Below are 11,920 nucleotides of genomic sequence, written 5' to 3'. Positions count from 1 at the left end.
CTTAATGTTTAGTCTCGATTCATGAACATTAGCACGTAATATAGCAACATGGCTAATGAACCTAATGCGGCAACTAAATATGTTCTTGCTGCTGCGTTTAATGCGTCTTCGGCCATGCCGTGTTCACCCGAGGTAACAATGTTGCGTTCATCAATCCAAGCTAAAGCTCTTTTTGTAGCATCATATTCTACTGGTAGGGTAATGAAAGCAAACAGGGTGAATATAAAGTAACAGCCAATTACTATTGGTAAGCCTACTGTGAATAAATCTAAGCCAGTCATCAAAAATGACCCGAAAAGCATGACCATAAAAATGGTATTGATAATTCTGCCACTCGCATTTTGAATTGGCACCAAGGCAGATCTCATTTCTAAAGGGCCATAAGCCGTAGCGTGCTGTACAGCGTGGCCACATTCGTGGGCGGCAACTGCGGCAGCCATTACTGAGCGACCCTCGTATATTTCCGGGCTAAGATTTACAGTTTTGTCTGCCGGATTATAATGGTCAGTTAACCTGCCTTGTACTGAAACTACTCTTACATCGTGAATGTGGTTGTCTCGTAGCATTAACTCGGCAATTTCTCGACCCGTTAAGCCAATATTCAAGCCTACTTTTGAGTATTTTTTGAATTTTCTTTTCAAATTATTCTGAACCACCCAGCTCACTAGCATGATCCCGATTATAAGTACTAAAAATCCGAAGTCCATAATTTATTATTTAAGTTTTTGAATCAAATTTGTTGTGGAGTATCCGTCCACTAAATCAATGGTTTTTACTTCTCCACCGTTCGCCAATACGATATCTGCCCCAACAATGTTGCTTAAATCGTAGTCGCTTCCTTTCACTAAAATATCTGGAAGCAAATAGGTAATCAATTCCTTTGGTGTGTCTTCCGAAAATAGTGTCACACCATCAACAAAAGCCAATGCCGCAAGCATTCTAGCCCTTGCATTTTCATTGTTTATTGGTCTTTCTTCCCCTTTAAGTCTTTTTACAGAAGGATTATCATTGAGCCCGACTACTAGTTTGGAGCCTAAAGTTTTTGCCTTTTCCAAATAGTCGATATGGCCTAAGTGAAGAATGTCGAAACAGCCGTTGGTAAAAACCACTTTTTCACCTTGGCTTTTCCACTTCAGCATGAGCGCTTTTAAGGCCTTTGGACTATAAATTTTATTTTTCGTTGGTGTCAATTCGCTTTTTCTTTTTTCTAAAGTTAAGAATCAGAAGACTCAAAAATCCAAATAATATAACTGAAACTACTTGTGATCCGTGTGATACCACTGCAAAAACATAACCATCGTTATAAGTTATGCCATAAACGACTAAAATGCTTGCCACTAAAGCTTGATAGGCCCCAATTCCGTTGTTTACCGGTGCGGCCATGCCAAGACTTCCCATTACTAGCACTGCAACGCCTGCTATTAATGACAGTTCGGCAGTAGGGGCGTAACCAAAGGAAATAATATAGAGCATAGCAAAATACAATACCCAAATTCCTAAGGTAGATACCCAAAAACCAAGTGGGTTTTCTACTTTTTTGATGGCTTTGATTCCAGAAATGAGTTCGTTGCCTTTTTGATTTATTTTGTAGTAAATTGATTTTGGATTACGCTCTTCTTTAGATTTTCTCACGAAGAATAAAATGGCTAATAAACCTAATACTCCGGCTAGTGCTAAAAACGGCCATATTGTGATTAAAAAAGGTAGCTTATCATCTATAAATTGGCTGAAATATGATTTAAGCAAATCAAACTGCATTGCGAGTAAAAACATAGCCAGCAGCATAAGCATAAATAAATCCAAAAGTCGATCTGTAATTACGGTGCCTAGTGAGAATGTTACTGGAATATCTTTCTCCTCTTTCATAATGGTACAGCGGGCAACTTCGCCTAGTCTGGGAATGGCCATATTTCCTAAATAGCATGCCATTACGGCCAAAAATGCCGTCCATGTACTCGGGCGAGGGCCTTGGGTACCTAGTAGCATAGCCCACCTGTATGCCCTTAAGCCATGACTAAAAAGGGATAGTAAAACACTAACTAAAATCCATTCATATTTAAAACTTTTCAGGGCTTCCCAGATTTGATTCCAGTCGGTGGTTTTTGTGCTGTTATATAAGATGTACCCTGTAATCCCAAGGGACAGAATAAGTTTGAGGATATCTTTAGAGCTGACTTTCAAAATAGCGTTATGCTAGCTTGTTGTTCTTATCAGGAAAAACAATTTTAGGCTTGAAGGTTTTGGCTTCTTCATAATCCATTATGCCGTATGAAACTATAATGATGATATCACCCACTTGTACTCTTCGTGCTGCCGGACCATTTAAGCAAACTGTGCCACTGTCTTTTTCTCCTTTAATAACATATGTCTCAAACCGTTCACCGTTGTTTACGTTTACGATTTGGACTTTTTCATTTTCAATGATTCCAGAAGCCTCCATTAAGCTTTCATCCAGCGTGATACTGCCTACATAATGCAGTTCTGCTTGTGTTACTTTGGCCCTGTGAATTTTTGATTTAAAAACTTCTATTTGCATACCTTCTTAAAATGCGACCGCAAAGCTAATAATTTAAAAGTAAGTTGTCTATTAACCTTACTTTTCCAATTTCAGCGGCTATACAAAGCGCTGTGGTCTTTGGGTCCGAAACTGTAGAAATTCCCGTGAAATTCTCAGTTTCAACTACTTCGAAATATTCAAGTGTCAAACGCTCGTTTTTCTCGAATAGTTCGTTGGCTTGTTCAATTACGTGATGAATTGATGTTCCTTCTAAGATAGCCTCAGCAGATTGTTTAAGTGTTTGGTAAATCAGCCCCGCTTCTAATTTTTCTTCTTGAGTAAGTCGTTCATTTCGAGAAGACATTGCCAAGCCGTTGTCTTCTCTTTTGGTCGGAATCATGTGCAGTTCAATTGGAAAACAAAGCTGATCTATTAGCTTTTTAATTATGAAAAACTGCTGCAGGTCTTTTTGGCCAAAGAAAGCGCTGTCAGGTTGAAAAATATTGAAAAGCTTAGAAACAATTTGACCAACACCACTAAAATGCCCAGGTCTAAATTTTCCTTCTAATGAGTTTTCTAGTACCCCAAAGCTAATTTTTAAATCATGGCTTCCAGCGTACATTTCTGTTACTTCAGGTGTGAAAACTATATCGCAGCCTGCTTTTTTCAGTAAGTCTAAATCGCGTTCAATATTTCTAGGGTACTTTTCTAAGTCTTCAGGGTTGTTGAATTGTGTGGGGTTAACAAAAATTGAAACCGCTACCACATCCGATTTCTCTTTGGCCTGTTCCACTAGTGAAATATGACCGTGATGTAATGCGCCCATAGTTGGAACGAGTCCAATTTTTTTGTTTTCAAGGCGATATTTGAGTAGCTCAGCACGGAGTTCCTCTATTTTTTTGAAGGTGTTCATTTGATCGCGAAGGATAATCTAATTAACGCTTATTAACAACGCTTTTTTAGATAAATCAAGGTTTTTTCGGGAAAATGGAGTAATTTTGTGCTCATTTTCTAAATGAAGGTGTCATTAAATTTCCAATAATTATGTCAAAATTTCGAATTCTTTACGTTGCGAGTGAGATCAATCCGTTCCTAGAAACTTCCGCTGTTGCCGATTTTGTGAGAAAACTTCCACAAGCTATGCAGGAGAGAGGTATGGAGATTAGGATTTTAGTTCCTCGTTTCGGACTTATTAACGAAAGAAAAAACAGGCTACACGAAGTGGTCAGACTTTCAGGTATCAACATTTCTGTGGGTGACGAAGAAAAGCCTTTAGTAATTAAGGTGGCGTCTATCCCAAATGCTAAACTACAAGTCTACTTTATTGACAATGAAGACTATTTTCATAGAAAGTCGGTATTCGTTGACAAGGAGAATAATTTCTATGCAGATAATGATGAAAGAGCAATATTCTTCTGTAAAGGCGTTCTTGAAACAGTGAAGAAGTTAGGTTGGGCTCCAGATATTGTTCATTGCAATGATTGGATGACGAGTTTGATTCCGTTGTATTTGAAGACTACCTATAAAAACGACCCGATATTTCAGAATACTAAATCAATCTTTACAATCTATAACAATGCATTCTCACATCAGTTTGATGCAGATTTACTAGATAAGGTGAAGATGATGGATATTGATGACAGTATGCTTGAAAACTTAAAAACAGCTGATTTTGCTGGTTTTATTAAAACAGGTGCTGAATATGCCGATGCTGTTATTAGAGCCGAAGAGGAAGGTCATGAAGGTTTAAATGATTTAGTGACTGAAATCGAAAAACTTAAAAAAGTAGATACAATAGAGAAAGATGATAATTTCTTAGACTCTTATTATAACTTATATAATGAACTTGTTGGGTAAGATTAAAAGTATTGGGGCCTTAATGTTAGGCCTCACTCTTTTGTTTTCTTGTGAGAAGAACGGAGATTTTGGGTTTGGGTCAGACGATGTTTCACCTGTTGAGTTCTCTGTAGAAACGGTGGGTACTAGCTCTTCAGTCGTTTTGTTAGACTCTATAGCATCTACAAACTTGGGGGTAGGGTTCATTGGCAATATTGATGACCCTGATGTAGGGAAAGTTAAAGCTACTACATACGCCAAAATGGAGTTGAATGTAGACGATTTAAACAGTATATCTGAAGAGGCTATTCTTGATAGTGTTAAACTGAGTATTAAGTTTGGTTACTTATATAAGGATTTTGCGAAAACAGTGCGCCTTAAGGTAAGCTTACTATCTGAGCAGATAGAAGATACACTGCATATCACAACTAATAGTACTGCCATTTCAAATGAACTAGTTGTTTCGGGCAACATTTTAATAGATGAAGTTGATTCTATTTATACCATAGATTTAGATATGGCTTTTGCCAATAGGTTATTTGAAATCATGAGAGATGAAGGGCCTGAGGTGGCAACTCAAGAAGCCTTTGAAGCAGCTTTTCCTGGTTTAGCTTTTCAAACAGAGGATAATTCTTCAAATGCTTATGGGATAGTTTTAGATCCAGAATCTTCGATGATTGATTTTTACTACAGTGAGGTGTCGAGCACAGGAGCGGTTAACGTGCCCTCTACACACAAGATAACGCTAGGAGACCTAACACATTATTATGGACTCGAATTTGATCGTTCGGGTACAGCGTTAGAGGGATTGACTAACACGAATGAGGAGTTTTCACCAAGTTCTGGTTTACGGTATATTCAAGCGGGTGCGGGAATTGTGACTAAAATCAACCTTTCTGAATTGGAAACATTCGCCAATTTAAAACCCGAAGCAATTGTGAATACAGCCCAAGTATCAATTGGGCCTATTGAAGAACCTGTTGATGGAGTCACACCTCCTACAAGACTTTTACTATTACTTACAGATTCTGGAAACAGAGTGATTAGAGATGGTGATAACTTCAGGGCCATACAACAAGATGGTTCAAACCCGATTGGCAGTGGTACTCCATTGACACTCTTGTACGATGAGGATTCAAAAACCTATACAGCATCAATCACTTCGTTTGTAGGGTATTACTTTTCAGATGTTTTTAGAAGAAATCAATTTTTCATAGCTCCTCCATCTGTTAATGGAGAGTTAGGGAACGTAGTGTTTCGACCTGAAGACTTTAAACTAAAAGTTTTCTACTCCGAACTTAAATAGAGTAACCCATCTTCTTATATTTATCCAATAAAACAGAAATCGTATGTGCGGAATAGTTGGCTATCTAGGCCATAGAGAAGCTTATTCAGTAATAATCAAGGGTTTACAACGCCTAGAGTATAGAGGCTACGATAGCGCAGGGGTGGCTTTACTGAATGGTGACCTTAGTGTTTACAAGAAAAAAGGTAAAGTAGCGGATCTTCATGAGTATGCTAAGGGTGAAAATTTAAAAAGCAATATTGGTATAGGGCATACTCGTTGGGCAACCCACGGAGAACCTAACGATGTAAATGCTCACCCACACTTATCGAACTCAGGTAAACTGGCAATGATCCATAATGGAATTATTGAAAACTATTCCTCACTTAAAACAGACCTGATTAAAAAGGGATTTGAATTTAAAAGTGATACGGATTCAGAGGTATTTATAAACTTTATAGAGGATATATACTTAAACTCTGGAGTTAGTCTTGCAGAGGCTGTTCGTTTAGCATTAAATAAAGTAGTCGGTGCTTACGCTATTGCTATAATTTCTTTAGAAGAACCGAACTTAATGATTGCTGCTCGTAAGGGTAGCCCTTTGGTGGTTGGCTTGGGTAAAGATGAATTCTTCCTTGCTTCAGATGCTACTCCTATCATTGAGTATACAAATGAAGTGGTATACCTAGAGGATCGTGAAATTGCCATTATTAAGGATGGGCAACTTACGATTAAAAATGTGTCTGATGTGGAAATGACTCCTTATGTTCAAACTATTGACATTCAGCTTGAGGCGATCGAAAAAGGTGGTTACGACCATTTTATGTTGAAGGAGATTTTTGAGCAACCAAAATCAATAGGTGACTGTCTTAGAGGCCGACTTCAAGCAAAAGAGGGCAAATTGGTGCTAGGTGGTATTTTTGACTACGTGACCAAAATGGTTAATGCCGATAGAATCCTGATTATTGCTTGCGGAACCTCTTGGCATGCTGGCTTAGTGGCTGAATACATATTTGAAGAATTTTGTCGAATTCCTGTAGAGGTGGAATATGCCTCTGAGTTTAGATATAGAAACCCGATCGTAAATGAAAAGGATGTAGTAATTGCTATTTCTCAATCAGGCGAAACGGCTGATACATTGGCTGCCATTGAGTTGGCCAAGTCGAAAGGAGCTACAATTATAGGGGTTTGTAACGTTGTGGGTTCTTCTATTGCAAGGGCTACACATGCTGGCTCATATACGCATGCTGGTCCAGAAATTGGTGTGGCAAGTACCAAGGCATTCACTGCTCAAATTTCAGTGCTTACAATGATGGCCTTAATGATTGCCGAGAAGAAAGGCTCTCTTTCTGAAAGCAAATACAGGTCGTTATTATTTGAGCTAGAATCTGTGCCAGATAAAGTTTCTAAGGCTTTATTGCTAAATGATCAACTTGAAGAAATTGCTAAAGTATTTAAAGATGCTAGAAACTTCTTGTACCTAGGAAGAGGATTCAATTTCCCTGTGGCATTGGAAGGCGCTTTGAAACTTAAAGAGATTTCGTATATCCATGCAGAAGGTTATCCTGCGGCTGAAATGAAACACGGTCCTATTGCTTTGATAGATGAAGAAATGCCTGTGGTTGTAATTGCTACCAAGGATAGTAGTTATGAAAAAATTGTTTCTAACGTTCAAGAAGTAAAGGCGAGAAAAGGTAAAGTTATCGCAGTTGTTTCTGAAGGCGATACTGAAATCCCTAAAATGGCTGACTATGTGATTGAGGTACCACATATTAGTGATGCATTAATGCCACTTATTGCGGTAATTCCATTACAATTGCTTTCGTACCATATTGCGGTAATGAGAGGCTGTAATGTAGATCAGCCTAGAAACTTGGCCAAATCGGTTACTGTTGAATAAAAGATCAGAAAATATAATTGAATAGAAAGGGAGCTCATTGAACTCCCTTTTTTAATGCGTAATGCGACTTAAATATTCTTTTTTGAGCAATGGGCATATCTTATATCGCTCTTCTTTAGTGTCCTCATACATGGCTTCCAGCACCTCATAAACATTGTTAATACCAATTTTGCCACACCATTCGAAAGGCCCAAAAGGGTAATTTGTACCTAACTTCATACCTGTATCTATAGCCTCTTTTGAGGCTGTGCCTTCCTGAAGCGTATAAAAAGCCTCATTAATAATCATGAAGATGATTCTAGGAGTTACCATCCCAACACGATCTTCAACCATCTCAAAGTCAGTATTTAGGTTTTTGCATAGAGCCGCTAAACCCGACTGGGCCTTATTATTCAAGGCTGACACTTCAAGAATATCTCGATTTAGGAAAGTAGGTAGGCCGTTGAAGCCATAAAGGTTACACTCGACCTCTTCTTGGTAGTAGGCCAGTTCTGCGAGTGATATTTTCGGAGCATTCACAAATAGATTTAGCCCTTTATAAGCACTAAATATCTCGAATTGCTCTGGGCTATCACCAATAAAAAAGTCAAAAACACAATCAAATGTGGAGAGGTCTTCCTCGAAATCATAGTCCGTTTCGAAGCGGCACTCATGCCCCGTATTAAATTTTAATTTAAACTCTTCGATATTCTGTTCGGAACCGATGACTAGAATTTTCATAAATGTGTAATTTGCCCCAAAATTATTCATTAAATCAAACAATCCGAACATGTCGAAAATAATCGTCAACAGTCCAGATGCTCCAGCGCCAATAGGGCCTTATAGCCAGGCCGTTAAAGCAGGTAATACATTATATGTTTCAGGTCAGATTCCTTTCGATCAGGCTACAGGCGAAATGATCAATGAGAATATTACTGAAGAAACGCACCAGGTAATGAAGAACTTAGAGGCAATTCTGTCAGCAGCAGGAATGACATTCAATAACATTGTGAAATGTTCAATTTTCATTAAAGACATGAACCAGTTTGCTACTATCAATGAAGCTTATGCTGTTTATTTCAAAGAGAACCCTCCAGCAAGAGAATGCGTTGAGGTGGCCAGACTACCTAAAGATGTGAACGTTGAAATTTCGTGCGTTGCAGTAGATCTTTAATCCAATTAAATTTTAATTCATTGTAAATCACCAAGTCATTCTTAGCGATGGACTTGACTTTTGCGTATTTTTGTGCCCAAATTAAATTTCATGAGTGTTAGAGTAAGATTTGCCCCCAGCCCAACGGGAGCTTTGCACATAGGAGGAGTAAGAACTGCCCTTTACAATTATTTATTTGCCCAGAAAAACGAAGGTAAGTTCATTATTAGAATTGAGGACACAGATCAAAACCGCTATGTAGAGGGGGCTGAAGACTATATTCTCAAATCATTGGAATGGTGTGGTATTACACCAGATGAAGGCCCGCAAACTGGAGGTGACTTTGGCCCTTATCGCCAGTCTGATCGCAAATCTTTATACAAAGAATATGCTGACAGACTGATTGCTGAAGGAAAAGCATACTATGCTTTTGACACTCCAGAGGAACTTGATGAAATGCGTGAACGACTTAAAGAAGCACGCATGGCAAACCCGCAATACAATGCCATCAGCAGAAATCAGATGAAAAACTCGTTGACAATGCCTGCCGAGGAGGTTGAGAAGAGGTTGGCGTCTGATGAACCTTATGTGATTCGCTTTAAAATGCCTAAGAATGATGATGTCCGGTTTAAGGATGTAGTTAGGGATTGGGTTGTAGTAAATACTACCACGCTCGATGATAAAGTACTGATGAAGTCTGATGGAATGCCTACCTATCATTTAGCGAATATTGTGGATGACCACTTGATGGAAATCACGCATGTAATTCGTGGTGAAGAATGGTTGCCTTCGGCTCCTTTACACGTTTTATTGTATGCAGCTTTTGGTTGGGAAGCGCCACAATTTGCCCACTTGCCACTGTTGCTCAAGCCCGATGGTAACGGTAAGTTAAGTAAACGAGCTGCAGACCAATTAGGCTTTCCTGTATTTCCAATGAATTGGTCTGACCCAGTTACAGGAGAGTTGTCAAAAGGCTTTAAGGAATCTGGTTACTTGCCAGAAGCCTGCATGAATTTCTTGGCTTTGTTGGGATGGAATCCAGGTACGGAGCAAGAAATGTTCACTATGGATCAGTTAATCTCTGAATTTTCGTTGGAGCGGATCAATAAATCGGGGGCCAAATTCGACATTGAAAAAGCGAAATGGTTCAATCAGCAATATTTGAAGAACAAGTCGAACGATGAATTGGCTCAAATGCTGAAAGCAGAAAGCAATATAGATGCAGATTTGAAGCTGTTAAGCGCCATTGCGGGCTCAATGAAGGAACGTATTACTTTCGTTTCCGATATTTTGGAAAATGGAGAGTTCTTCTTTTCTGCACCAGGTACTTACGATGAGAAAACGGTAAATAAAAAATGGACGGCAGAAGCGGTTAAGAAATTGGCTGAGTTTGCAAACGAAATAGCTAAGCTTGAAAAGGTTAGTCCAGAAGAAGCAAAAGAGAAATTTGTAGCCGTACTAGCAACAGACGATACTCCGCTTGGAAAGGTAATGCCCGCTTTACGTTTGGCTTTAACGGGAGCAGGAGGTGGCCCAGACTTAATGGAGATAATCTCTATTTTGGGAACAGCAGAAACAGTTAGCCGAATTAATACAGCTATTGAATCCTTAAAAACATCAAACTAGTTCATTCCGTTACTGACGAGGACTGATATAAATAATAATAACATGGCAAGGAAAAAGGAGAGTAAACAAAAGGATCAGAAGCCGAAGGTGAATAAAGAGCTTGAAGGAATGGAAATCAAGATCGACTCTTTTGGAGAAATTCGTAATTCTTTGTCGATTGATAAAATCAATGAGTTTCTGAATAAGAACGTAGATGATAAGAAACTCCGCGATCGAGATGATCTGGATGAAATTAAGAATAGAGAAAGTGATGAAGAGGAATGAAAATTCCTCTTCTCAAATTTTTAAAATCAATTAAACCTTCTCTTTAATACCTGAATAAAGGCGTCCATTTCATCGCCTTCAATATCCCATTTTTTATTGTAGGGCTGAGTTTTTGCCAAAGCTTCATCCATACTGTTCGCTGTATCAAGCTCTTCAAGCACCTTCGTCATTAACTCTTGATTGCCCTCAAAAAGTGTTTTGGTAAACATAATCCGCTCATTCAAGGTAAGTGTTTTCTCAAGCGGCTGTCTATTACTTTTCTGCAGCTTTTCTGCTAGTGTTGGCGCAGTTGTACTTCCGTTAAACCGATCATTAATGGTTTCTTTACCATTCTCATGCTTGGAAGCAACAGTGTTGATTACCTCTGGTGTTTCTTCTATTTCTGGTGTGTGAGTAGGCGCGGGGGCTGGTTTATTTACAACTTCTTTCTCAAAAAGGAGATCAAGTTTGTCTTCAGCTTTTAACTTTTGTAGGAACTCAATGGGTTCGGGAATCTCAAAATGAGAACTCATTGAATCGAATAAATTACCCAAATATGCAGGATTGATTGGCGTTTTTGCAGTTTCAAAAATTAATTTAAATCCTTCGGTGTAGGTTTTGATGTACCTTAGCTTGCCTTTTGGAAGATTTTCTTTGTTCACATCTAACCAATGGCTTAAGAGGAATTTCTTTGGAGCGAAAGTTAATAGTATTGTGGCTTCAATAGCCTTACTCAAAAGTGGCTCTAAATGCCCTCGGCCAATACTAATGTGATTTGAAAGGGTATTCATAAACTCTTTAAGCGCTATTTGAACCTCTTCTGCTTCGTAATTAAAATAAGGACTTCTCAGGCGGGCCATTTCGGCTTGCCATTGAGTAAATAGGGCTTCAATAATAAATGAATTCACTTGTCTGACATCGGTGAGACTCATAATCGACTCTCCGCTGATCTTATTTTTTCCAGCAAAAAACTCAGTACATATAGTTGCAGCAGTGGCAGTAGAAAAACTCGAGATTGATTCTTGCTTTAGCTTGTAGCTCATGGCTTATTTCTTTTGTTTTGTAAATTAAAAATTATGGGACAGATCACTATTGAAAACCTGAACAATAAAGAGATTTCTAACACAGATAACTCTAAATCGGTACTGGATATTATTCACGAAAGCGGAATCGACTGGATGCACGCTTGCGGGAAAAAAGGCCGTTGTACCACATGTAAAATTATAGTAGTAGAAGGAGCAGACCAACTGAGCCCGATTGAAAAAACAGAACAACTGCTTTTCGATGCTGGTAAACTTCAACCCGGAGAACGCGTGGCTTGCCAGGCAAAGTTACTGGGTGATGTGAAAGTTCGCGTAGCTGACAAAAATAAATTTCCTCATATGACCTATACCGCATAAT

At 38.7% G+C, this 11,920-nt stretch carries 14 protein-coding genes; 7 read left to right on the top strand and 7 right to left on the bottom strand.

Annotation, left to right across the window (positions count from 1 at the left end):
* Positions 1-8: 8 nt before the first annotated feature.
* Genes MB14_RS01920 through panC form a run of 5 tightly spaced genes read right to left on the bottom strand, consistent with a single transcriptional unit; the run spans position 9 to position 3,410 of the window.
* Positions 9-707, bottom strand: coding sequence for a zinc metallopeptidase (locus tag MB14_RS01920; RefSeq protein ID WP_062588102.1), 699 nt, complete (start codon positions 705-707; stop codon positions 9-11).
* A 6-nt stretch (positions 708-713) separates the two neighbouring features.
* Positions 714-1,139 carry a D-glycero-beta-D-manno-heptose 1-phosphate adenylyltransferase gene (gene rfaE2, locus MB14_RS01915; RefSeq protein ID WP_062588174.1) on the bottom strand — a complete coding sequence of 142 codons (426 nt, stop codon included), beginning with the start codon at positions 1,137-1,139 and terminating at the stop codon, positions 714-716.
* Between the two features lie 31 nt (positions 1,140-1,170).
* Positions 1,171-2,181 (bottom strand): lysylphosphatidylglycerol synthase transmembrane domain-containing protein, encoded by a 1,011-nt coding sequence (locus MB14_RS01910; RefSeq protein ID WP_062588100.1) that lies wholly within the window; start codon positions 2,179-2,181, stop codon positions 1,171-1,173.
* Positions 2,182-2,188: 7 nt separating this feature from the next.
* Positions 2,189-2,536, bottom strand: a complete 348-nt coding sequence (gene panD, locus MB14_RS01905; protein WP_062588097.1) for an aspartate 1-decarboxylase — start codon at positions 2,534-2,536, stop codon at positions 2,189-2,191.
* A 25-nt stretch (positions 2,537-2,561) separates the two neighbouring features.
* Positions 2,562-3,410: a pantoate--beta-alanine ligase gene (gene panC / locus MB14_RS01900; protein WP_062588095.1), complete on the bottom strand. Its 849-nt coding sequence runs from the start codon at positions 3,408-3,410 to the stop codon at positions 2,562-2,564.
* Between the two features lie 131 nt (positions 3,411-3,541).
* On the opposite strand from panC, the gene MB14_RS01895 reads away from it, so the two are divergent.
* The 3 genes from MB14_RS01895 to glmS are packed head-to-tail and all read left to right on the top strand — an operon-like array spanning position 3,542 to position 7,518.
* Positions 3,542-4,354: a glycogen/starch synthase gene (locus tag MB14_RS01895; RefSeq protein ID WP_053223516.1), complete on the top strand. Its 813-nt coding sequence runs from the start codon at positions 3,542-3,544 to the stop codon at positions 4,352-4,354.
* Positions 4,347-5,639 (top strand): DUF4270 family protein, encoded by a 1,293-nt coding sequence (locus MB14_RS01890; protein WP_172796094.1) that lies wholly within the window; start codon positions 4,347-4,349, stop codon positions 5,637-5,639. The genes MB14_RS01895 and MB14_RS01890 overlap by 8 nt, the downstream gene beginning before the upstream one ends.
* Before the next feature lie 43 nt (positions 5,640-5,682).
* Entirely contained in the window at positions 5,683-7,518 is a 1,836-nt protein-coding gene (gene glmS, locus MB14_RS01885; protein ID WP_062588091.1) for a glutamine--fructose-6-phosphate transaminase (isomerizing), read from the top strand.
* Between the two features lie 51 nt (positions 7,519-7,569).
* Here glmS and MB14_RS01880 read toward each other — a convergent pair whose 3' ends face one another.
* Positions 7,570-8,238 (bottom strand): 3-hydroxyacyl-CoA dehydrogenase family protein, encoded by a 669-nt coding sequence (locus tag MB14_RS01880; protein WP_062588171.1) that lies wholly within the window; start codon positions 8,236-8,238, stop codon positions 7,570-7,572.
* Between the two features lie 49 nt (positions 8,239-8,287).
* Between MB14_RS01880 and MB14_RS01875 the strand changes: the two genes are divergently transcribed.
* The 3 genes from MB14_RS01875 to MB14_RS01865 all read left to right on the top strand — a co-directional run bounded on the left by MB14_RS01875 (position 8,288) and on the right by MB14_RS01865 (position 10,540).
* Positions 8,288-8,671: a RidA family protein gene (locus MB14_RS01875; protein WP_062588090.1), complete on the top strand. Its 384-nt coding sequence runs from the start codon at positions 8,288-8,290 to the stop codon at positions 8,669-8,671.
* A 90-nt stretch (positions 8,672-8,761) separates the two neighbouring features.
* Positions 8,762-10,276 carry a glutamate--tRNA ligase gene (gltX, locus tag MB14_RS01870; RefSeq protein WP_062588087.1) on the top strand — a complete coding sequence of 505 codons (1,515 nt, stop codon included), beginning with the start codon at positions 8,762-8,764 and terminating at the stop codon, positions 10,274-10,276.
* Positions 10,277-10,318: 42 nt separating this feature from the next.
* Positions 10,319-10,540, top strand: a complete 222-nt coding sequence (locus MB14_RS01865) for a hypothetical protein (protein WP_062588085.1) — start codon at positions 10,319-10,321, stop codon at positions 10,538-10,540.
* Positions 10,541-10,566: 26 nt separating this feature from the next.
* Here MB14_RS01865 and MB14_RS01860 read toward each other — a convergent pair whose 3' ends face one another.
* Positions 10,567-11,562: a DUF8457 domain-containing protein gene (locus tag MB14_RS01860; protein WP_062588083.1), complete on the bottom strand. Its 996-nt coding sequence runs from the start codon at positions 11,560-11,562 to the stop codon at positions 10,567-10,569.
* 33 nt (positions 11,563-11,595) lie between these two features.
* Between MB14_RS01860 and MB14_RS01855 the strand changes: the two genes are divergently transcribed.
* The gene (locus MB14_RS01855) at positions 11,596-11,919 is read left to right on the top strand and encodes a 2Fe-2S iron-sulfur cluster-binding protein (protein WP_062588081.1); all 324 of its coding nucleotides are present in this window, start codon (positions 11,596-11,598) and stop codon (positions 11,917-11,919) included.
* The last annotated feature ends 1 nt before the right edge of the window (position 11,920 follow it).

The sequence above is a fragment of the Roseivirga ehrenbergii genome (genome assembly GCF_001593005.1).
GTDB classification, from domain to species: domain Bacteria; phylum Bacteroidota; class Bacteroidia; order Cytophagales; family Cyclobacteriaceae; genus Roseivirga; species Roseivirga ehrenbergii.
The sequence above is the reverse complement of the archived record's forward strand: the minus strand, read 5'-3'. Positions and strand labels throughout refer to the sequence as shown.